16 protein-coding genes are annotated in these 21,544 nt (G+C 69.0%); 11 read left to right on the plus strand and 5 right to left on the minus strand.

Going from position 1 to position 21,544, the window contains the following annotated elements:
• Positions 1-32 precede the first annotated feature (32 nt).
• Positions 33-1,133, minus strand: coding sequence for an AAA family ATPase (locus ACFWPX_RS06515; RefSeq protein WP_378916884.1), 1,101 nt, complete (start codon positions 1,131-1,133; stop codon positions 33-35).
• The gene (locus ACFWPX_RS06520; protein WP_378926505.1) at positions 1,130-4,141 is read right to left on the minus strand and encodes a DUF5691 domain-containing protein; all 3,012 of its coding nucleotides are present in this window, start codon (positions 4,139-4,141) and stop codon (positions 1,130-1,132) included. The genes ACFWPX_RS06515 and ACFWPX_RS06520 overlap by 4 nt, the downstream gene beginning before the upstream one ends.
• A gap of 391 nt (positions 4,142-4,532) precedes the next feature.
• Between ACFWPX_RS06520 and ACFWPX_RS06525 the strand changes: the two genes are divergently transcribed.
• The 4 genes from ACFWPX_RS06525 (at position 4,533) to ACFWPX_RS06540 (ending at position 8,234) form a co-directional block, all read left to right on the plus strand.
• On the plus strand, positions 4,533-6,989 hold the full coding sequence (locus ACFWPX_RS06525; protein ID WP_378926506.1) for an AAA family ATPase: 2,457 nt from the start codon (positions 4,533-4,535) through the stop codon (positions 6,987-6,989).
• 76 nt (positions 6,990-7,065) lie between these two features.
• Positions 7,066-7,491 (plus strand): hypothetical protein, encoded by a 426-nt coding sequence (locus ACFWPX_RS06530; RefSeq protein WP_378916876.1) that lies wholly within the window; start codon positions 7,066-7,068, stop codon positions 7,489-7,491.
• Between the two features lie 50 nt (positions 7,492-7,541).
• Complete coding sequence (locus ACFWPX_RS06535) at positions 7,542-7,940, plus strand: YchJ family protein (RefSeq protein ID WP_378917019.1); 399 nt, start codon at positions 7,542-7,544, stop codon at positions 7,938-7,940.
• 18 nt (positions 7,941-7,958) lie between these two features.
• Entirely contained in the window at positions 7,959-8,234 is a 276-nt protein-coding gene (locus ACFWPX_RS06540) for a SelT/SelW/SelH family protein (RefSeq protein ID WP_132369677.1), read from the plus strand.
• A 28-nt stretch (positions 8,235-8,262) separates the two neighbouring features.
• On the opposite strand, the gene ACFWPX_RS06545 is transcribed toward ACFWPX_RS06540, so the two are convergent.
• Positions 8,263-8,484 (minus strand): zinc ribbon domain-containing protein, encoded by a 222-nt coding sequence (locus tag ACFWPX_RS06545; RefSeq protein ID WP_378916873.1) that lies wholly within the window; start codon positions 8,482-8,484, stop codon positions 8,263-8,265.
• A gap of 106 nt (positions 8,485-8,590) precedes the next feature.
• Here ACFWPX_RS06545 and ACFWPX_RS06550 point away from each other — a divergent pair, with 106 nt between their 5' ends.
• From ACFWPX_RS06550 to ACFWPX_RS06580, 7 genes are all read left to right on the plus strand, one after another.
• The gene (locus ACFWPX_RS06550) at positions 8,591-9,709 is read left to right on the plus strand and encodes an ROK family protein (RefSeq protein ID WP_378926507.1); all 1,119 of its coding nucleotides are present in this window, start codon (positions 8,591-8,593) and stop codon (positions 9,707-9,709) included.
• Between the two features lie 172 nt (positions 9,710-9,881).
• A complete protein-coding gene (locus tag ACFWPX_RS06555; protein WP_378916867.1) occupies positions 9,882-10,925 on the plus strand; it encodes an ABC transporter substrate-binding protein in 1,044 nt (347 codons plus the stop codon).
• Positions 10,922-11,773 carry an ABC transporter permease gene (locus ACFWPX_RS06560; RefSeq protein ID WP_378916865.1) on the plus strand — a complete coding sequence of 284 codons (852 nt, stop codon included), beginning with the start codon at positions 10,922-10,924 and terminating at the stop codon, positions 11,771-11,773. The genes ACFWPX_RS06555 and ACFWPX_RS06560 overlap by 4 nt, the downstream gene beginning before the upstream one ends.
• Positions 11,749-12,489, plus strand: coding sequence for an ABC transporter ATP-binding protein (locus tag ACFWPX_RS06565; protein ID WP_378926509.1), 741 nt, complete (start codon positions 11,749-11,751; stop codon positions 12,487-12,489). Before ACFWPX_RS06560 ends, ACFWPX_RS06565 begins: the two co-directional genes overlap by 25 nt.
• A gap of 12 nt (positions 12,490-12,501) precedes the next feature.
• Positions 12,502-13,845, plus strand: coding sequence for an LLM class flavin-dependent oxidoreductase (locus ACFWPX_RS06570; protein WP_378926511.1), 1,344 nt, complete (start codon positions 12,502-12,504; stop codon positions 13,843-13,845).
• Positions 13,842-17,585, plus strand: a complete 3,744-nt coding sequence (locus ACFWPX_RS06575) for an ABC transporter ATP-binding protein (protein WP_378926512.1) — start codon at positions 13,842-13,844, stop codon at positions 17,583-17,585. The genes ACFWPX_RS06570 and ACFWPX_RS06575 overlap by 4 nt, the downstream gene beginning before the upstream one ends.
• A 296-nt stretch (positions 17,586-17,881) precedes the next feature.
• A complete protein-coding gene (locus tag ACFWPX_RS06580; protein WP_378916854.1) occupies positions 17,882-19,459 on the plus strand; it encodes a carboxylesterase/lipase family protein in 1,578 nt (525 codons plus the stop codon).
• A 59-nt stretch (positions 19,460-19,518) separates the two neighbouring features.
• On the opposite strand, the gene ACFWPX_RS06585 is transcribed toward ACFWPX_RS06580, so the two are convergent.
• Together ACFWPX_RS06585 and ACFWPX_RS06590 are read right to left on the minus strand one after the other, a co-directional pair.
• Complete coding sequence (locus ACFWPX_RS06585; RefSeq protein ID WP_378916851.1) at positions 19,519-20,598, minus strand: sugar phosphate nucleotidyltransferase; 1,080 nt, start codon at positions 20,596-20,598, stop codon at positions 19,519-19,521.
• Between the two features lie 35 nt (positions 20,599-20,633).
• Positions 20,634-21,539, minus strand: a complete 906-nt coding sequence (locus tag ACFWPX_RS06590; protein ID WP_378916848.1) for a glycosyltransferase family 2 protein — start codon at positions 21,537-21,539, stop codon at positions 20,634-20,636.
• Positions 21,540-21,544: the final 5 nt, after the last annotated feature.

Raw genomic sequence — 21,544 nt, forward strand, 5'->3', positions numbered from 1 at the left:
CTGTGTGTTCCGTCCTCCCCGGCGGTTGGGCGTCAGCCGGCGATTTCGCGGCAGGCTCGGTAGAAATCGGCCCAGTCGGGGCGTTCCCGGACGACGGCCTCGAGGTACTCGGTCCAGACCACGGTGTCGGCCACCGGGTCCTTGATCACCGAGCCGAGGACGGCGCCCGCGATGTCGGAGGCGCGCAGGACGCCGTCGCCGAAGTGGGCGGACAGGGCCAGGCCGTTGGTGATCACCGAGATCGCCTCCGCGGTGGACAGCGTGCCCGAGGGGGATTTGAGTTTGGTGCGGCCGTCGGCGGTGATGCCGGAGCGCAGTTCGCGGAAGACCCGCACCACGCGGCGGACTTCCTCGGCGGCGGCGGGCACGGTCGGCAATTCCAGTGCGGCGCCCAGTTGTTCGACGCGTCGGCTGACGATGGCGACCTCGGAATCCTCGTCGGCGGGCAGCGGCAACACGACGGTGTTGAAACGGCGGCGCAGCGCCGAGGAGAGATCGTTCACGCCACGGTCGCGATCGTTGGCGGTGGCGATGACATTGAAACCCTTGGCCGCCTGCACTTCTCCGCCGAGTTCGGGAACCGGGAGGGTCTTCTCCGACAGGATGGTGATCAGCGCGTCCTGCACATCGGAGGGGATGCGGGTGAGTTCTTCGATGCGGGCGATGGCGCCGGTTCGCATCGCGGTCATCACCGGCGACGCGACGAGGGCGGCGTCGCTCGGCCCCTCGGCGAGCAGGCGGGCGTAGTTCCAGCCGTAGCGGATCGCTTCTTCCGCGGTGCCGGAGGTGCCCTGCACGAGCAGCGTCGACTCGCCACTGATCGCCGCCGAAAGATGCTCCGACACCCAGGTTTTCGCGGTACCTGGCACGCCGAGCAGCAACAGTGCGCGGTCGGTGGCGAGGGTCGCGACCGCGACCTCCATCAGCCTGCGCGGGCCGACATATTTGGGTGTGATCACGGTGCCGTCGTCGAGGGTGCCACCGAGGATGTAGGTGACCACCGCCCACGGCGACAGTTTCCAGGACGGTGGACGCACGCGGTCGTCCACGCGGTTCAGGGCGGCCAGTTCGTCGGCGAAGGCCTGTTCGGCGTGGGGGCGCAGCAGGGTGGTCGACGGTTCGGTGGTGGTCATCGCAGCTCCTCGAGCATGGTGGCGCGGTCGGTGAGATCGTGGGCGAGTCGGTGGAATGCCTGTTGCCAGGCGGGATCGTCGGTGGTGTCGGCGAGCGCGGTGATGCGCGTCGCGAGCTCGACAGGCAGGTGGACGCTCGCCGCGGTGAGCAGCGCCCGGTCGGTGTACACGCCCGCACTGGCATGCGGCTGACGCGCGGTGGTGCGGGCGCGCTCGCCGAGCAGACGCAGCACGTGGGTGGCGACGGGTTCCGGCCATGGGTGATCGAGGCCGGGCAGGATCGCGTGGAGTTCGTTGAGTTGGTGCGCGTCGAGATCGAGTACGTGCTCGATCCGGTCGGCGGCATCGAGCAGGGTGAACAGTTCGCGACGCCGGAGCACGGCCTGCTCGGTCGGTGTCGCGTGGGCGAACAGCGCACGGGCCCAGGTGGTGTCGTGCTGGGCGAGCGTGGCGTCGACCCAGCCGTCCACGATCGCCTTGGCATAGCGGGGCGGCAGCGACAAGGTCAGCGCGGTGGTCGCGGTGTTCTCGCCGGTGGAGTGCACGATCGTGGCCCACGCGGTGAGCGGCGTTGCGGCGATCGCCTGGTGCAGGGTCGTGATCGTCGAATCAGGGGTGTCCCAGCGCAATTTCGCTTGATCGGTCGCATCGGTGATGCCGTCGCGCCGGGCCTGCACGTCGAGCTCTGACGGCACCGTCACTTCTACGGTGCCGTCTTCAGCCACCTGAATCCACGACGCGACTAGCGTTGCCATCCGCCGCCCGAAAGCGGCGTCAGGGAGCTTGTTGAGCAGCGTGGTCGCGGTACGCCGGACATCGCCGCGCCGATCGTCGAGGGCCCGCTCGAGCAGGGCTTCGTCCGCCGAACTCAGCCCATCGGCGAGCAGCCCGAGCAGCTCCGCTTTGACCTGTCCCGACTCCTTCGGCCATGCCGCGGTCAACACGGCCAGGGCCGCGGTCGGATCGGCCTGGCGAGTACGCGCGAACCAGTCCTTCCGCTCGCCGGATGTGCCGAACAACCAGACATCGTGCGCGCCCGGCTCTGTACCGGAGCCCGAATCGGCGCCGTGATCTGTAGACGTTGTCGGCCCGGCGTTCCGGGTTGTGCTCGGGTCGGTGCCGACGTGGATGTCGGCGCTCGCGGTCGGCTCCGGCTGCCTGTTTTCGGCTGCCCCATCCGCCGACGATGTAGTGGCATCGGCAGGGAACTCGTCGACCAGTTTCACCCAGGCCGGATTGCGGGCGGCGAGCCAGCGTCCGCGGCGGCCCGCCAGCCGGAGTAGTGGCGTTCGCAGCGCAGTGTCGGAGGCGGCGGAGAGTGCCTGCACGCACAGCACATCGGGGAGCCGGAAGTCGAATGGTGCTGCCGCGGCGAACCACTCGGTGAGGAACGGGGATTTGTCCGCGAGGAGTCTGCTGAGGCGATCGGCGGCGGGGCGGGGCAGGAGAGGACGCGGATCATCCACGGCGGGTTCGGGTTTGGACGCGGTGCGCGGGAGTTGCCCGCCGCGCAGGTACAGGTCTTGCAGGGCGGCGGTGTGTAGCAGCCGAGTGGCCGGTTCGCCCGCGTGCTGCGGCACTGCGGTGGCGACCGCGGAGTCGAGGCGGACGCCGTCGGCGCTGCGGCGCGCGGTGCCGAGCAGGGCTACCGAGACGAGTTCGGCCAGCGCGGGAGTCGGGGTTGTTTCGGTGGGGAACTCGGTTTCCAGGTCGCTCACCTCGCCCGCGCTGAAGACGGAGATCGGGTCGAAGCCGTCGGCTCGCCACTCGCCGCACACCGTCACCGGGTGACCGCCCGCGACGGCGACCAGCCGCCACGGGCGCACGCCGGCGGGCAGCGGCAGCGCGGTGCCGTCGGACGCGACGAGCTGCCAACCGTGCTCGTCGAGCACCGGCACCACATCGGTGAGCAGCGCGGGCCAGGCACGCAGCCACGGATCGTCGCTCAACGCGCCCGCGTAGGCGTCCAGCGCGTCGTCGATCGTGGTGCCGCCGACAGCGGGGACGGTCGTGAAGGGTTCGGGTACGCCGTGGCGGGTGCCCCATTGCGCGCGCAGGGATGCCGCGCCGGGGTAATAGTGCAGTTCGGCGTCCACCTCGCTGCCGGGCGCGGGCACCTCGCCGGTGAAATTCGGTGTGGCGAAGGAGTGCTCGATGAGCAGGGCCCAACTTCCGCTGCTGCGACCGCGCAGCCAGGTGCGGCGGGTGTGCAGACGCTCCTCCTCGCTCACCCGCATGCCGAGCACCAGCCAGCGATCCCGCACGGCGGGCTCGCTCAGGACCGACTCGGCCGACGTCGGGTAGCCCACATGGGTGCGAACTCCGGCTTGCAGCGGCTCGGGGAGGGCATCGAGCCCGCGATGGGCCAGCACCAGCAGGTGCAGGCGGGCGTATTCGCGCAACAGCAGTTCGGGCCAGTGCTCGGTGGTGACGACCGCGGTGGGCAACCTGCGCAGGGTCTCGGCGATGCGGGGTGCCTGGGCATCGACCATCCGTGCCGCGATCGCCTCGTAGGCGGCGAACGAACGGTCGGTCTGGGCCAGGCCGGTGCGGATCTGGTCGGTCAGCCAGACCTCCAGCTCGGTGAGCCCGGCGGCGACGCGGCTGCGCCGCTGCTCGGCGGTGGCCTGCGACGGCGTGCTCGCGGCCTTGGCCTTCGGCGGTGCGGCGGCCTTCGCGGCCCGCCCCGCCAGCCACTCGGCCGCGAAATCGGCGGGGGTATCCCGGGTGGGCGCCTGGCCGCTCGACCAGGTGAGCAACAGCGACAGCGTGTGCTTACAGGGGAACTTGCGGCTCGGGCACGAACACTTGTACGCGGGCCCGTCCAGGTCGACGATCGCCTGATACGGCTTGGCGCCGCTGCCCTGACACAGCCCCCACACCGCATTACCGGCGGTGCCGGTCTCGCGCCAGCGACCGGCCAGCTTGCGTGCGGCAGCCAGCGAGCTCGCGTCGGGCGCGAGCGCGCGGACCTGGTCCTCGGTCCACGGCGTGCGTTGCTCGGTCATCGGTTTCCCCCGTTCTCTGTTCGCCGAATATCTACCGCAACCCACCGACAACTAGCGGTCCTGGCGGCCAGGCACCTGGAAAATGCTGGAGCTGTGGAAGTTTCGTGCTCCAGCCCTTGCCGTGAACCGCGATGTCTGGCATTCTGATCTGTTCGGCACCGCCCGGACCGCCCGCGCTGCTCGACGCAGCGTAACGCGGGTGTGAACACCTCATCGAGCTGCCCGCCGGGGTGGGCGAGGGGTGGACATCGAGGGCCGCCGAGGTACCGCGATGGCCATTCCACCTCCGCGGGCAGATTCGCTGGGGCCCTGCGCATCCCCTGGGCGAACATCCGGCGATCGGGTAGCGTTTCCACCAAAATCGCCGCGTTGCGCGCCGACGCGAAGGGGGATGTCGCAAGTGTGCTCGGATCGGATCGCCGAGGTGGTCGCACGCGAGCTCGCCGCCGACCCGGCAGTGGAGGAACGGGTCGCCGCATGCGTGCTCGCCGCGCTCACAGCTGTCGACGGTGACTCGGCCGCAACGGATTCCGGTGATACCGGGGTCTTCCTGCGGTCGATCACCGTGCAGGGCTTTCGTGGGATCGGGCCCGCGGCGACGCTGCGGCTGAATCCGGGGCCCGGTCTGACGCTGGTGGTCGGTCGCAACGGCAGCGGGAAGTCGAGTTTCGCCGAGGCCGCGGAGTTCGCGTTGACCGGCGGAAATCGGCGCTGGGACGGCCGCTCGACCGCGTGGCGGGAGGGCTGGCGCAACCTGCACGAACCCGATACCGCCCGGATCGATGTCGAGCTGCTCACCGCGGGCGAGCAGCCGCAACTCTCAGTCGCCACCAGCTGGGACGCGAGTGCGGAACTGGCCGACGCGCAGTGGACCGAGCAGCGCGGATCCGAACCGGCGGCCTCGGTCGACCCGCACGGACGGCGGCAACGGCTCGATCTGTACCGGCCGTTCCTGTCCTACAGCGAACTCGGCGCGCTCGTCGACGGAAAGCCGAGCGACCTGTTCGACGCGCTACATCGCCTCCTCGGCCTCGACGAGCTGGCCGCCGCGGCCGAGCAGATCAGGCTGCGCAAACTCGAACTCGAACGTGCCGTGCGGGATTCGCGTCAGTCGCGCGCCGACCTGCTGGTCGAGCTCGCCGAGGCCGATGACGAGCGTGCTCGCGAGGTAGCCGACCTGCTGCGTACCCCGGATCCCGATCTCGACGCCGTGGCAGGCGCGGTAGCCGGCTCGGTCCTCGGTATTGATGGCCCGGAGGGTCTGCGCGCGATCCTGCGGCTGACGGTGCCCGATGCACCCCGGGTCGCTGCCACGGCGGACCGGCTCGCCGAAGCGGCCCGGAATGTGTCGCGCCACGCGACGGTCGATACCGACGCCGATCTGCGAGTTCTCGAATTGCTCACGCGGGCGCGCGAACACGTCACGGCGGCGGGTTCGTGCCCCTGCCCGGTCTGCGGACGCGACGAACTCGACGCCGACTGGCTCGCTGCCGCTGATTCCGAAATAGCCCACCGCACCACAGAACTCGCGGCGTTGCGGGCGGCCACGGCGGAATTCGACACCGCTCTCGTAGCGGCCCGCACCCTCCCCATGGAGCTGCCGATCGAGCTCGGTTCGGCGGGGCAACCCGGTTCGTACGGCACGTCGGACTCGTTGCGTAAACAGCGCGAAATCGTAGGACAGCTCTGGTCGGAGTGGGCCCCGCTCGCGACAGCCGACTTCGACGATCAGCTCCCGGATCGACTGCGCACTGTTCACGCCGACCTCGCTGTGGAACTCGGTGCACTGCAAAGGGATACCCGCACCGAGCTGGATCGACTCGATGCGGTGTGGTCGCCGCTGGTCCCGCGCATCCTCGCCTGGCTCGACCCTGCCCGCGCCGTCGCCGACCACGCGAGTGAGCTGCGGATCGTGAAGAAGGCGGCCGACTGGCTCAAAGGGGCGACGGCGACGATCCGTGGGGAGCGGATGCGGCCGCTGGAGACCACGGCGCGCTGGGTGTGGAGCACCCTGCGCCAGCAGAGCAATGTGGAGCTCGGTGCGATCCGGTTGCAGGGCAGTGCGGGGACGGCGCGGCGGGTGTTGCTCGACGTCACCGTCGATGAAGTGGACGGCGCGGCACTCGGGGTGATGAGTCAGGGTGAGCTGCACGCGCTCGGACTGTCGCTGTTCCTGCCACGAGCCACGGTGGCGCACAGCCCTTTCCGTTTCGTGATGATCGACGACCCGGTGCAGGCGATGGATCCCGCGAAGGTCGACGGGCTGGCCAGGGTGCTCGCCGAGGTGGCGGCGGGGCGACAGGTGGTGGTGTTCACCCACGACGAGCGCCTCGCCGAGGCGGTGCGTCGCATGCAGCTCGATGCGACGGTGCTCGAAGTCCAGCGTCGTGAGCGTTCGATCGTCGAGGTGCGGGTGACCGGCGACCCGGTTCGCCGCTATCTCGACGACGCCCGATCCCTGCTGCGCACACCGCAGCTTCCCGCCGCCATCGCCGACGAACTCGTCGCGACCTGCTGCCGTTCGGCGATCGAGGCGGCCGGGCTGGCCAAGGCCCGCCAGGAACTGCTGGCAGGCGGTCTCGAGCACGGGGAAGTGGAACGGCGCGTGCGCAACGCGCACACCACCCGCGCCATGATCACCCTCGCCATCATGGGCGTCGGCGCCCGCGTGGACGACCTGAACAAGCACCTGAGCGCGGTCGGCGGACGCTGGCTCGTCGGCGTCCTTCGTGACGCCACCGCGGGCGCGCACGTGCCGATCGACCGTCCGATGCGTGAATTGATCAGTGACACCGAACGATTCATCACCTGGCTCCGAGCCCACGAGCCTGCCGCGGTGCGCAGGTGAGTGGGCTCGCGGGGAAAGTCGGCAGGCAGCGTCGCGACCCGACGGCCGCGCGCCGCCGTCCCGGTACGGTGGGGTCGTGAATCGTCGCGGCAGACCTGCTCGCGCGAAGTTCAGCCCGCGGCCCTCGGTGGCTCAGCGGCTGGAAGCGGCCGAGAACTTGCTGGACGGGTCGGTGTCGGATGCCGGTGGGGTGTGGTCGCGGGCGGTGGCGTGGATCCTGCGGTTGGCGCTCGAGCAGGCGGTGGACCAGTTGTGGGCGCAGGTGGCGCCGGAGTTGATGCGGTGTCCGATGCGGGCGCAGCTGCTCGCGTTGCGGGTGTACGCGGGGCCGGAGACCGCTGGTCAGATCGGTGCCTTGTGGGCGGCGCTGTCGCGTGCGGCCCATCACCTCGACTACGAGATGGCGCCGAGTGTCACCGATCTGCGGCGCTGGCGGGATCAGACCGCTGACCTCGCGCGGGCGTTGGAGCTCGCTCCCCTCGCGCAACAGCCGTTCGGGTGATCGACGCCGGCGGACCTGGGGTGCGGGAGGTGGCAGGCCGGTCCGGCAGGATGGGCGGTATGGGTGAAGTGAGACCGTGTCCGTGTCGTCGTGGCGAGCCGTTCGACGGGTGTTGCGGGCCGATTCTGGCGGGGGAGAAGGCCGCGCCGACCGCGGAGACGCTGATGCGGTCCCGGTACACCGCCTATGTGGTCGGCGATGTGGACTATCTGCTGCGCTCCTGGCATCCCAGCACTCGCCCGGCCGAGCTGGAGCTCGACCAGGATCAGCGGTGGCTGTTCCTCGAGATCGTCGGGACGCAGCGTGGCGGGCCGTTCGATGACAACGGCACGGTCGAATTCATCGCCCACTACAAGCTCGACGGCGCGCGAGACGCGATGCACGAGCTGAGTACCTTCGTGCGGGTCGACGGGGCGTGGGTCTACCTCGACGGCACGTTCCAGGCCTGAAGCAGCGATACTGCTGAGGTGCCCCGTATCGCGATCGAATACTGCACCCAATGTCGCTGGCTGCTCCGGGCGAGCTGGATGGCCCAGGAACTGCTCACCACGTTCGCCACCGAACTCGGCGAGGTGGCGCTGGTCCCCGGCCAGGGTGGCATCTTCCGCATCACCCTCGACGGCGAACAGCTCTGGGAACGCAAAGCGGACGGGGGTTTCCCCGATATCGCCGTCCTCAAGCAGCGAGTTCGCGACCGGATCGCACCCGACCGCGACCTCGGCCACGTCGACCGCCGCGACTGACGACCGGACAGCCGCGGTCTCGGCGGGGTCAGCAGCAGCCGCCACCACCGCAGCAACCGCCACCCGCCGGCCGTGGCGCAGGCGCGGGGGCCGGAGCCGAGCCGCGCCCCACCGCCGCGAAGGTGGTGAGCAGTTTGACGGTGTCATCGTGGCCGACGGGGCACGTGGCCGGGTCCGAGGACTGCGCCATCGGCCGGTTGACATCGAACGTGTCGCCGCAGGAACGACACCGGAAGCTGTAGTTCGGCATCGGCCCAGTGTAAGGGCCGATGCTTGCGATCACGGTGCGCCGAACGCTTCGTCGTGGCCGCTGCGCTCCGTACCGTGAGCGAACGGCGGTGATGGCGAGGTGGCGCATGGCGAACAGTAGCGCGGGGGCGGTATTGCGGGCGGTGCTCGACCTCGGGTCGGCACCGCGCAGCGTGGTGGCCAGACACGCCGGGGTCTCGCCTGCCACGGTCACCTGGCAGAGCCGGGCGCTGGTCGAGGCGGGATTGCTCGTCGAACTGCCGGAGTCACCGGGGCCGGGTGGCGTGGGCAGGCCGCACAGTCCGATCGCGTTGGACGCCGTCGGCAATGTGGTGATCGCGGTGCATATCGCGGCGGTGCAGATCACCGTCGCGGTGGTCGACATCGCCGGTTCGGTGCTGCACACCGAGCAGGTGTCCCATCGCACCCATGCACCCTTCGACATCCTCGACGCCGTACTGGAGCGAGTGCGCGCGGTCCGGTCGAACCTCGCCGAGCAGGTGCGGATCCACGGGCTCGGGGTGGCGATCGGCGGCCGTGTCGACACCGCCACCGGTTCGGTCGTCGAACACTCCTATCTGCGCTGGCGTGATGTGCCGGTGCGCGAATACCTGAGTGCCCGAACAGGTTTACCGGTCAGTGTGGACAGCCATACCCGCGCGACGGTGCACGCCGAACAGCTCTACGGACGTTTGCGCGGCTCGGCGAGCTCGATCGTGCTGTTCGTCGGCAATGTCATCGACGCCGCCATCGCCGTGCACGGCCGCGTCCACTACGGGCCGCACTCCGGGGCGGGCTCGATCGCCCGATTGCTCGGCACGACCAACAGATTCGCCCTCGACGCACTCGGCGACCACGCGTTGCTGGCACGTGCCGAAACTGTCGGCGGCTTCCCCCAGCTGGTGGCGGCGGCCGCGGCGGGTGGCCCCGAACGCGGGTACTTCATCGAGCGCGCCACGGTGATGGGTGAGGTCGCCGCGGCACTGATCGATCTGATCGACCCGGAAGCGTTGATACTGATCGACCGTGGCCTGATCACGGTTCCCGGCGTCCGGGAAGCCTACGACGAGGCGGTGCGCGCCCACTCGACCATCGGCGCCGACCCGGCCGAGGTGATCTTCGCGTCGACGTTCCCCGGTCAGGTGCTGGTGATGGCGGCCGCCGGGGTGGTGATGCAGGAATTGTTCAGTGATCCACTGAGCACGGTTGTCGCGCAGGCAGTTTGATTCGTGGTTATTTTAAGACAGTCGAATATTGACCGGAAGCGGCGGCACACGCGACAGTTGACACTATGAACAAAATGCAGTCCGGCGTCGCCCGGGTCACGTCGGATGTGCGGTGTTGTCGCGGTTCGAATTCCGTCGCCGATAATTATTCGATCAAATCCGGGAAATCACCTTGCGTAAAAGTATTCGGCAAATAGCACTGCTCGCCGCAGCGGCTTCGCTGCTCGCGGTCTCCTGCGCCACCGGCGACGAGGACGGCGCCGCACTGACGAGCCCGCTGCCCACCGAGGTGCCCGCCGGGGTCTCGCTCGCGGTCGCGGCCAATACCGCCAAAGTGGCGCTGACCGCCTCGGGAGAACTGAACAAGCTCGGGTTCACGGTGTCGTCGTGGCCCGCTGTGCAGGCCGGTCCCGATGTCATCCAGGCCTTCCGCGGCGGCTCGGTGGACCTGGCGACCAATGCGGGCATTCCGCCGATCCACGCGCACGCCAGCGGCCTCGACGCCAAGATCGTCGGTGTCAAGGTGCGCACGACCCCGCTGTACAAGCTGGCCACCGCCCCCGGGTCGAGCTTCACCGGCCTCGATGGGCTGCGCGGGAAGAAGATCGGCTTCTCGCCGGGTCAGGCGCAGGGCTTGGTGGTGTTGCGCACGCTGAAGGCGGCAGGCATCCGCACCGACGAGGTGCAGCTCGTGGAGCTGCCGAGCACGAAGTTCCTCACCGCCCTGCAGGCCAAGGAAATCGATGTCGCCCCGTTCGGGGAACCGACCCTGACCAAGTACCTCGACAAGTACCGCGTCGACGGCGCCACCGCGATCGACACTCCCGCCGTCGACGCGCTGACCGTCCTGTGGGCGCCGACCTCGGTGTTGCGTGACGACAGCAAAGCCGCCGCCGTCGCCGAATTCGTGAAATTCTGGGCACGCGGGGAAGTCTGGGCCTGGGAGCATCCCACGGAATGGATCGACGCGTATTACGTCAAGGATCAGACGGTCTCGGTCGAGGACGGCAAACGCATTGTCGCCACGACGGAAAAGCCGTATTTCCCGGAGAATTGGAACGAGGCGATCGCCTGGGAACAGGAGACGATCGATCTGGTGACCAAAGCCGGTTTCTTCGGTAATTCCTTCCCGGCCGCCGATCTGTTCGACCGCCGATTCGAGAAGATCGCGTTCGACGCGGTGTCGGCGCCGTATCGCACGAAGGGGCAGCAATGACCATCGCCCTGTCTCGCACCGCGATTCCGGTTTCCGCACCGTCCGGTGACGGATTCGTCGAGCGGCGCGCCCTGCGCCGGCTCGGTCTGCGCAAGGCCTTCCCCGCCGCCCGCCTGCTCGGCGTGGTCCTGCTGGTGGGGGCGTGGGCCGCGGGCTCACTGCTCGAACTGATCGACTCGCGCAAACTGTCCGCGCCGTGGACCGTCCTGGCGACCGGCTGGGAGTTGCTGGTCGACGGGCCACTGCTGGCCAACCTGGGGGTGTCGCTGCAACGGGTGCTGATCGGCATGGTCCTCGGTGTGCTCATCGGCACCACGCTCGCCGTGATCGCGGGGCTGTCCCGGTGGGGTGAATCGCTCATCGACGGCCCGGTCCAGATCAAGCGGGCCATTCCCACCCTCGGGCTGATCCCGCTGATGATCCTGTGGTTGGGCATCGGCGAGGAGTTCAAGCTCGTACTCATCACCTTGGGTGTGGTTGTGCACATGTACATCCAGACCCACGCCTCGCTCACCACGATCGACCAGAAGCTCGTGGAACTGTCGGAGGTACAGGGCGTTTCGCGTGCGGAGTTCATTCGCAGCGTCGTGCTGCCCGGATCGCTGCCCGGCTTCTTCCTCGGTCTGCGGCTGTCGGTGACCAGTGCTTGGCTGGTGCTGATCGTGGTCGAGACGGTCAACGCCATCGACGGTCTCGGCAAGATGATGTCGAACGCGCAGAACTATGGACAGGCCGATGTGATCCTGGTCGGCCTGGTCGTCTACGCCATCTTCGGTCTGGCGTCGGATTCGGCGATCCGGCTGGTGGAACGGAGGGTGCTGTCATGGCGACGCACTATCGCGGGGTGAGCGAACCCGAGGTCACCGGGGTCGAGGTGCGTTCGCTGACCCGCAAATTCGGTGACCGCACGGTGCTCGATTCTATCGACTTGACCATCGCGCCCGGCCAGTTCGTCGCCCTGCTCGGACGCAGCGGCTCGGGCAAGAGCACGCTGCTGCGGGCGCTGGCCGGACTCGACTACGACGTCGAAGGTGACGGCACGCTGCGGATACCGGCGAAAACCTCGGTGGTGTTCCAGGATTCGCGGCTGCTGCCCTGGCAGCGGGTACTGCCCAATGTGCTCTACGGGCAGCCGCGAACGCGCCGCGCCGCCGCCGAGCAGGTACTCGCCGAAGTCGGCCTCGCCGGCCGCGAACGCGCTTGGCCGAGGGAACTCTCCGGTGGTGAGCAGCAACGGGTTTCGCTGGCCCGCTCGCTGGTCGGCGAACCCGATCTGCTCCTGGCCGACGAACCCTTCGGCGCGCTCGACGCGCTCACCCGGATCAAGATGCACGCCCTGTTGCGTGACCTGATCAGCAGACATCGCCCGACCGTCTTGCTGGTCACCCACGATGTCGACGAGGCTGTCGCCCTGGCCGACCGGGTGATCGTGCTCGATGACGGACGACTCTCGCTCGACATCCCGGTCGAACTGAGCGGCGAGCGCGATCCGAGCCTGCCCGCGTTCGGGCGCATTCGTCATACCCTGCTCACCGCACTCGGCGTCGCCGAGCGTGCGGCCTGAAAGGCGCTTCTCATGTCGAAACATCTGCACCTCAACGCTTTTCTGATGTCGGTCGGCCACCACGAGGCGGCTTGGCGGCTGCCCGAGAGTGACCCGCACGCCCACACCGACATCGACTACTACGTCAAGCTCGCGCAGACCGCCGAGCGCGGCAAACTCGATTCGATCTTCTTCGCCGACAGCCCGGTGCTGATGGGTGATCCGGGTCGTCGGCCCAGCGGCAAGCTGGAGCCGACCGTGATCCTGACCGCGGTCGCCGTGCAGACCAGCCGAATCGGCCTCATCGCCACGGCCTCCACCAGCTACAACGACCCCTACAACCTCGCCCGCCGGTTCGCCTCGGTGGATTGGGCCAGTAACGGCAGGGCGGGCTGGAACATCGTCACCACCGCGGGCGCCGACGCGGCCCGCAACTTCGGTCTCGACGACACCCCCGACCACCGGCTGCGCTACGAGAAGGCCGCCGAATTCGTTGATGTGGCAACGAAACTGTGGGACAGCTGGGATGACGACGCCATCCTGGCCGACAAGGAACTCGGCATCCACACCGATGCCTCGAAGGTGCGCAAGATCCTGCACCACGGCGAGCACTTCCGGGTGGACGGCCCGCTGAACCTGCCGCGTTCCCCGCAGGGATATCCGCTGCTGGTGCAGGCCGGATCGTCGGAGGACGGCAAGGAATTCGCCGCCCGCTACGCCGAAGCCGTGTTCACCGCGCAGCAGACACTCGACGACGCCAAGGCCTTCTACACCGACCTCAAGGCGCGCGCTGTCGCCGCGGGTCGCGACCCGGAATCCATCAAGATCCTGCCCGGCATCGTCCCGATCATCGGCGACACCGAGGAGGAGGCCAAGGCGCTCGATGTCGAACTGGCCCGGCTGATCTCGCCCGAGTACGCGCGCAAGCAGCTCGCGGAGCGTTTCAAGCTGCCCATCGACGAGCTCGATCTCGACAGCGAACTGCCAGAGGACCTGCCCACCGAGGACGACATCGAAGGCGCCAAGAGCCGCTTCACGCTGATCGTGAATCTGGCCCGGCGCGAACGGCTCACGGTGCGTGAGCTGATCGCCCGGCTCGGTGGCGGTCGCGGGCACCGCACCTTCGCGGGTACCGCGCTCCAGGTGGCCGATGCCATCGAGGACTGGTTCCGTCAGGGCGCTGCCGACGGCTTCAACATCATGCCCGCGGTGCTGCCATCGGGTCTGGAACGCTTCGTCGACGAGGTGGTCCCGATCCTGCAGGCGCGCGGCCTGTTCCGCACCGAATACACCGAGACCACGCTGCGTGGCCACTACGGTCTCGCGCGACCGGCGAACCAGTTCGACGACGCGGACGTGCTCGTGGCCGCCCGATGAGATCGGACTGGATCCGCTACCTGACCCGCCGCTGTCTCGAGCACCGGCGACTGGTGGTCATCAGCTACACCGGTGCACTGGCGGCGGCGCTGCTCACCGCGGCGCTGCCGCTGGTCGTGCGGCATGTGGTCGACACACTCAGCGCCACCGCGGCCTCGGTGACGCCGTGGGTGGTGCTGTTGCTGGTGATCGGCGCGGCCAGGTTCGGGTCGTCGTACGCGCGCCGGGTGGCCTCCTCCGAACTGTCGCTGGGCGTGCAACACGACCTGCGCCGAGACCTGTTCGCCGCGCTGCTACGGCTCAACGGGCGCGAGCAGGCGCAGTTGCGCACCGGGCAGGTGGTGAGCCGGGCGATCACCGATGTCACGTTGATTCAGATGTTCCTGCAGCTCATCCCGATGATCGCGGGCAATGTGGCGCTGCTGCTCGCGGTGCTCGTGCTGATGACGGTGATGTCGCCCGCGCTCACCGTGATCGCGCTGGTAGTGCTGCCGGGGCTGTGGATCGTCACCCGGCGCAGTCAGCGTCAGCTGTTCCCCGCGAACTGGGACGCGCAGGCGCGCGCCGCCGAGGTGGCGATGCAGGTCGATGCCGCGGTGGCCGGTGTGCGCGTGGTGAAGGGCTTCGGGCAGGAACAGTACGAGCTGGACCAGCTGAGTGCGCGGGCGCGCGTGCTCTACCGCTCGCGGTTGCGGGTCGCCCGGATCACCAGCCGGTTCACTCCGGTCGTGCAGGCGGTGCCCGCGGCGGGTCAGGCGCTGATCCTGATCGTCGGCGGGTTGCTCGCACTGCGCCAATCCATCACGCTCGGAACATTTCTCGCGTTCATGACTTATCTGAGCGCGTTCGTCGGGCCGGTGCGCCAGTTCTCGATGTTGCTCACCGTGAGCCAGCAGGGCAAGGCCTCGCTGGACCGGGTGCGCGAGGTGATCGAAGCGCCCGACGATGCGGGCGCGGTGCCTGGTGCGGCGGGGATGCGAGGCACCGACGCGCGTGACGGGGTCGAAGTCGCCGAGCCGCCGTCGATCGAATTCGATTCGGTCAGTTTCGGTTTCGGCGACACCCCGATCCTGGACGGCCTCGATCTGCGCGTCGGCTCGGGTGAGACCATCGCCATCACGGGCGGGGCGGGCAGCGGCAAGACGATCCTGGTGTCGCTGCTGCCCGCGCTGCTCGAACCGGATTCGGGTGCGGTGCTTTTCGACGATGTCGACCTGCGCGAGCTGCCCGACCCGCGCGCGCGGGTGGCGATGGTCTTCGAGGACACGCACCTGATGGCCGACTCGATCCGGGCCAACGTCGCCTACGGCAGACCCGAAGCGAGCGACGAACAGGTCTGGCACGCGCTGTATCTCGCCGCCGCCGACGAGTTCGTCACCGCCCTGCCGCAGGGTATCGACACCACCATCGGCGAACGCGGACAACGACTCTCGGGCGGACAGCGCCAGCGCATCGCGCTCGCCCGCGCACTGCTCACCGAGGCGCCGGTGCTGGTGCTCGACGACGCCACCTCGGCCATCGACGCCCAGGTGGAAGAACAGATCTTCCAGCGGATCGGGGCCGAACTCCGCACGCGCACGACCATCGTCGTCGCGCACCGGATCTCGACCCTGTCGCTCGCCGATCGGGTCGCGGTCCTCGACAGCGGCCGCGTCGCCGAACTGGGCACGCTGCGTGAACTGCAGCGGTCCGGTGAGCTGTTCCGTGCCCTGTTCACCCCGCCGGAGGTTGTCGGCATCGGCGCCGATCCGCACCGCGACACCAGCCGCGTGGCCACCGAAGAGCTGTGGGTGGCACCGGAAGTCGACTCCGACGACGACCGCACGATGGAACACCTGGCCAAGGCGTTCGCGCGCAGGTCGGCGGGTGCGCCCGCGGGTCCGGGCGGGGGCATGATGGCGGGAGCGCCACCCAACGGCGATGTCGTCGCGCTGCTCGACCGGCTGCCACCGGTATCCGGGGAACCCGAGGTCGACCGGTCGTTCTCGCACACCCCCGACACCGCGTTCTCCCTGCCGCGACTGCTGCGCCCGTTCACCTGGCCGCTGCTCGCCGGGCTGGGCCTGGTCGGACTCGATGCCATCGCCCAGGTGCTGATCCCGTTCCTGGTGCGCTACGGCATCGACCACGGTGTGCTGGCCGGTGCGCGCGAGGTGGTGATCGGCGCGGCCGCACTGGCGATCATGGTCGTGGTGGTGGACTGGGCGATCAGTGTCGCCCAGGTGCGGGTCACCGGGCGGGTCGGCGAGCGGCTGCTCTACGGGCTGCGCGTCAAGACCTTCGCCCACCTGCAACGCCTCGGCCTGCAGTACTACGAGCGCGAGCTCGGCGGCCGGATCATGACCAGGATGACCACCGACGTGGACGGGCTGTCGGCGTTTCTGCAGACCGGCCTGGCCACCGCGCTCACCAGCACGGTCACCATCGCGGGTGTGGTCGCGGCGCTGCTGGTGATCGACGCCGGGCTGGCCGTGGTCGTCCTCGTGCTGCTGCCGGTGCTCGGCGTGGCGACGGTGGCATTCCGGCGCGCGTCGGTGCCCGCGTACAACCTGGCCAGGGAGCGCGTCAGCGCGGTCAACGCCTATCTGCAGGAGAACGTCGACAACATCACCGTCACCCAGGCGTTCCGCCGGGAGTCGGTGAATCAGGCGGAATTCGAACGCCGGTCGTGGGCCTACCGCAACGCGCGGCTGCGCTCACAGGTGCTGATGGCGGTGTTCTTCCCGTGCATCGAACTGATGTCGGTGATCGCCACGGCCGCGGTGCTCGCCGTCGGTGTGCACCAGGTCCGAGATGACGTGCTCACCGCGGGCACGCTCATCGCGTTCCTGCTCTACATCGAATTGCTGTTCGCCCCGATCCAGCAGCTCTCGCAGGTGTTCGACAGCTATCAGCAGGCAGTGGTCGGTGTCGACCGCATCGGCGAGCTGCTGCGCACCCCCGTCGACACACCGGAGGCCGCCGATCCACTCCCGGTGACCAGCCTCGACGGAGCGATCGAACTGCGCTCGGTGAGCTTCGGGTACTCCTCGCGGGCACGCACCGTACTCGACGGGATCGACCTGCGAATCGAGCCCGGCCAGAAGGTCGCGCTGGTGGGTGAGACCGGCGCGGGCAAGTCGACCCTGGTCAAGCTGCTCGCCAGGTACTACGACCCGACCGAGGGCGCGGTGCTCGTCGACGGTGTCGACATCCGCCGGTTCCGGCTGCGCGAGTTCCGCAAACGCCTCGGTGTCGTCCCGCAGGAGCCGTTCCTGTTCGGCGACACCGTGCGCGAGGCCATCGCCTACGGCAATCCCGAGGCCGAGCCCGCCGAGATCGAGTGGGCCGCACGCGCAGTCGGGGCACACGAGATGATCGCGGCGCTCGAACACGGCTACTACCAGCCGATCGGTGCGCACGGCCGCAGTCTGTCGGCCGGGCAGCGTCAGCTGCTCGCGCTGGCCAGGGCGCAGCTGATCGACCCCGACATCCTCATCCTCGACGAGGCCACTGCCTCGCTGGATCTGGCCACCGAGGCACGCGTGCGCGCCGCGGTGGACGTACTGACCACGGGCCGCACCACGATCGTCGTCGCGCATCGGCTCGCCACCGCCGCCGACGCCGATCTGATCGCGGTGGTCGGCGCGGGCAAGCTGGTGCAGGTCGGCGCCCACGCCGAGCTGGTCGGCGTCGACGGTCCGTATCAGCGACTGTGGGCCGCCTATGTCGGCGACGAAACTCAGCGTATTTCCAGCTAACCGGCGCGAGGTCGGCTGCCCTCGGGTGGGGGAGGTCCGGATGGCAGCCGACCTCGGACTTTCCGGGGGCAGAAAAGGGTCGGCATTCGTCGCCGAATCCGCGTCGTGACCGCCGTGTGACGCCGCGAAACGGGGGCTTCTCATGTACCGCGGAGTAACTGTTACCTGCGGAAATGGCGCGTAGGGCGCGTGTTCGGGCGGTGCGCACGTACTCTCGTAAGGAGTCACCAGGTGCTGCGACCAGCGGGAGCAAATACACAGGCACCCGTGCGGTCGAGCCGGCTAGGAGGTGTGCGATGAGCATTCAGCCCGATTTCGATCCGGACGCGCGAGCCCACGATGCCGACCCGCTGGCAGAAACCGAATACGGCAAGGTCAGTGGAACCTGGGACGGGCCGGTCGCGGTATGGCGGAGCATTCCCTATGCCGCCGCACCCGCCGGACCCGCTCGATTCGCCGAGCCGCAGCGCCCGAAGCCCTGGGACGGGGTGCGCGACTGCGTGGTCTTCGGTGATATCGCACCGCAGGCCATGGGCGCGATGGTGCCGGTGGATTCCGACCTGCAGATGGGCGAGGACTGTCTGTGGGTCAATGTCTGGTCGCCGCGGCCCGAGCCGAGCGACGACGAACCGCGCCCGGTGATGGTCTGGGTGCACGGCGGCGCCTACTGCCTCGGCACCGCCGCCCAGTCCATCTACGACGGGCGCAAGCTGGCCGAGGCGGGCGACGTGGTGGTCGTCTCGGTGAACTATCGACTCGGGGTGCTCGGGTTTCTCGATCTGTCCTCGTTCGGCGAGCAGTTCACCGCCAACCTCGGCCTGCACGATCTGCTCGCCGCGCTCGCGTGGGTGCGCGACAATATCGCCGCGTTCGGCGGCGACCCGGGCAATGTGACCCTCTTCGGTGAGTCCTCGGGCGCGGGATGCGTGACCGCACTGCTCACCTCGCCCGTCGCGGGCGGGCTGTTCCACAAGGCGATCGTCCAGAGTCCGCCCGCCACCACGGTTTTCGGGCAGGAGCGGGCCGCGGTCGTCGGACAGCGTTATCTGGAGCTGCTCGAACTCGGGCCGGGCGAGGCGAATCGGTTGCTCGAGTTGCCGATCGAACAGCTCGTCGAGATCGGTGCGGTGCTGCTGGACGAGGTGCCGATCAAGGAACCGGGCAGGCTCGCCGCGGCGCCGGTCGTCGACGGAAATCTGTTGCCGGGCTACCCGATCGACCGGTTCCAGCAAGGTCTGTCGCATCGTGTGCCGTTGCTGATCGGCACCAATCGTGATGAGGCGTCGCTGTTTCGGGTGCTGCGCTCACCGATCATGCCGGTGACGCCCGACGCGGTGAACGCGATGCTGCGCGACGTCGCCGCCTCGCATCCCGAGATGTCGCCGGAGCGGATCGCCGAGATCACCTCGGCCTACCCCGATCTCACCAAAACCCGTGGGGCACTGGCGATGTCGACCGACGCGGCCTTCCGGATGCCCGCGGCCTGGGTCGCCGAGGGACATGCCCAGCATTCGCCGACCTGGATGTACCGCTTCGACTACGCAACCCCGATGTTGAAGGCGGCCAGGGTCGGAGCCGGTCATGCCACCGAATTGCCTTATGTCTTCGGCAATTTCGGCACCTTCAATCACGACCCCACCTTCTGGCTCGGCGGGCGCAAAGCGTCGGTCGCGGTCTCGGGCCGCATGCAGCGCCGCTGGCTGGCCTTCGCCGAACACAGTGTCCCCGCCGCCATCGACGGCTCCAAACACTGGCCCCACTACCGCCCCGCCGCCCGCACCACCTTGCTCATCGACACGATCGACCGCGTCGTGGACAACCCCGACGCCGACCTGCACCTCGCCTGGGGCGACCAGGCCGTCGGCTTCAGCTGAAACAGCACAACGCCGGGCCACCGACCGAGAGTCTCGGCGGTGACCCGGCGTCGTGTGGATCAGACGTCGGTGGAGAAGCGGATGCCGCCGTCGGGGATGACCACGCCGGGCCACACGCGAGCGCCACGCAGGAGTTCGCAGCGGGCGCCGACATTGGCGCCGTCGCCGATCACACCGTCGCGAACCAGCGCGCGGGGGCCGATGCGGGCACCGAAGCCGATGATGGAGCGTTCGACGGTCGCGCCCGCCTCGACCACCGCGCCGTCGAAGATCACCGCGCCGTCCAGTCGCGCGCCCGCGCCGATCTCGGCGCCGCGCCCGACCACGGTCCCACCGATGAGCAGCGCACCCGGTGCCACACCCGCGCCGGGATGGACGAGGGACTCGCCGCGCTGGCCGGGCAGCGCGGGAGAAGGTGCGATACCGCGGACCAGGTCCGCGGAGCCGCGCACGAAGTCCTCCGGGGTGCCCATGTCGCGCCAGTAGGAGGCGTCGACGTGGCCCTGGACGCGGGCGCCCTCGGCCAGCAGCGCCGGGAAGACCTCGCGTTCCACCGAGACCGGACGGCCGGTGGGGATCTTCTCGATGTATTCGCGGCGGAACACATAGCAACCCGCGTTGATCTGATCGGTCGGCGGATCCTGGGTCTTCTCCAGGAACGCGGTGACGCGGCCGTCCTCGTCGGTCGGCACGCAGCCGAACGCGCGCGGGTCGCTGACCCGGACCAGGTGCAGGGTGACGTCGGCGTTGGTCGACTCGTGGGTGTCGAGGATCGCACCCAGGTCGGTGCCGCCGAGCACGTCGCCGTTGAACACCATCACGTTGTCCGCGCGCAGCTTGGGCAGCACATTGCGGATACCGCCGCCGGTGCCGAGCGGTTCGGTCTCGGTCACGTACTCCAGGTCCAGGCCCAGTTCGGAGCCGTCACCGAAGTGCTCTTCGAAGACCTCGGCCTTGAAGGAGGTGCCGAGCACCACGTGGGTGATCCCGGCCTCGGCGATCCTGGCCAGCAGGTGGGTCAGGAACGGCAGCCCGGCCGTCGGCAGCATGGGCTTGGGCGCCGAGAGGGTGAGCGGACGCAGCCGCGTGCCCTGTCCGCCGACGAGAATGACCGCGTCGGTGCCTGCATTGCCTGCCATCGAGTTTCCCCTGTTCACAGTGGACCGGTGCCTACTCAGGCTCCGGTTCGCGCTTGCTCACGCAGCGCCGATCGAACCGCAATCTTGGAGCGAACCGCAAGTCCGGCCCGCAACGCGCCCCGCAACGGTGCCTGCCACCAGTGCGGATGCCGGTCCGCCTGGAAGCGGTAGGCGCTGGCGTGGTGGGCGGGCAGCATCAATTCCGGATGCTTGCCCGCGGCGTGGCCCTTGGCATGGGTCACCTCGGCGTCCGGGACGAATACATTGTGCCAGCCCGCCTTGCCCATGCGGTCACCGAAGTCCACGTCCTCCATGTACATGAAGTAGCGCGAGTCGAAACCGTCGATGGTGTCGAACGCGGCGCGGCGCACCAGCAGGCACGAGCCCGACAGCCAGCCGACCACCCGCTCGGAGATCTCCTCGTTCTCCTGGCGGTAGCGCACCGACCAGGGGTTCTTCGGCCAGACCGAGCCGAGGATCGCGTGCCCGGCACCGTCGGCGAGGCCGGGGACCCGGCGTGCGGAGGGGTAGATGCTGCCGTCGGGCTCACGGACCATCGGCCCGAAAGCGCCCGCGCGCGGCCAGCGCTTCGCCGCCTCGAGCATCTTGTCGATGGAATCGACGCCCCAGCGGATGTCCGGATTGGCCAGGATCACGAATTCGATCGACGGATCGATCTCGGCGACGGCCCGGTTGATGGCACCGCCGTAGCCGATATTGCCGCCGGTGTGCAGCAGCGTCACGTGCGAGTTGGCCTCGGCGACGAGTTCGGGGACGCCGTCGGTCGAGCCGTTGTCGGCCAGGATCACCTGCGGCTTCTCGCTGGTCGCGTCGGCAAGGGTGGTGATGAAGTGCTCGAGGTGCTCACCCGGTGAATAAGTCACCGTGACCACGGCAAGGCCGGCGGGGGCTGGAGAATCGGCTGCGTCTGCTGCGTTCACGACTG

This window comes from Nocardia sp. NPDC058518 (genome assembly GCF_042719655.1).
GTDB lineage: Bacteria > Actinomycetota > Actinomycetes > Mycobacteriales > Mycobacteriaceae > Nocardia.

Bases quoted from the DNA above. Each gene is read 5' to 3' on its own strand.
- ACFWPX_RS06520 (WP_378926505.1), bottom strand. From the start codon at position 4,141: ATGACCGAGCAACGCACGCCGTGGACCGAGGACCAGGTCCGCGCGCTC.
- ACFWPX_RS06565 (WP_378926509.1), top strand. From the start codon at position 11,749: ATGGCGACGCACTATCGCGGGGTGAGCGAACCCGAGGTCACCGGGGTC.
- ACFWPX_RS06570 (WP_378926511.1), top strand. From the start codon at position 12,502: ATGTCGAAACATCTGCACCTCAACGCTTTTCTGATGTCGGTCGGCCAC.
- ACFWPX_RS06550 (WP_378926507.1), top strand. From the start codon at position 8,591: ATGGCGAACAGTAGCGCGGGGGCGGTATTGCGGGCGGTGCTCGACCTC.
- ACFWPX_RS06545 (WP_378916873.1), bottom strand. From the start codon at position 8,484: ATGCCGAACTACAGCTTCCGGTGTCGTTCCTGCGGCGACACGTTCGAT.
- ACFWPX_RS06585 (WP_378916851.1), bottom strand. From the start codon at position 20,598: ATGGCAGGCAATGCAGGCACCGACGCGGTCATTCTCGTCGGCGGACAG.
- ACFWPX_RS06560 (WP_378916865.1), top strand. From the start codon at position 10,922: ATGACCATCGCCCTGTCTCGCACCGCGATTCCGGTTTCCGCACCGTCC.
- ACFWPX_RS06535 (WP_378917019.1), top strand. From the start codon at position 7,542: ATGGGCGGTATGGGTGAAGTGAGACCGTGTCCGTGTCGTCGTGGCGAG.
- ACFWPX_RS06515 (WP_378916884.1), bottom strand. From the start codon at position 1,133: ATGACCACCACCGAACCGTCGACCACCCTGCTGCGCCCCCACGCCGAA.
- ACFWPX_RS06575 (WP_378926512.1), top strand. From the start codon at position 13,842: ATGAGATCGGACTGGATCCGCTACCTGACCCGCCGCTGTCTCGAGCAC.
- ACFWPX_RS06525 (WP_378926506.1), top strand. From the start codon at position 4,533: ATGTCGCAAGTGTGCTCGGATCGGATCGCCGAGGTGGTCGCACGCGAG.
- ACFWPX_RS06580 (WP_378916854.1), top strand. From the start codon at position 17,882: ATGAGCATTCAGCCCGATTTCGATCCGGACGCGCGAGCCCACGATGCC.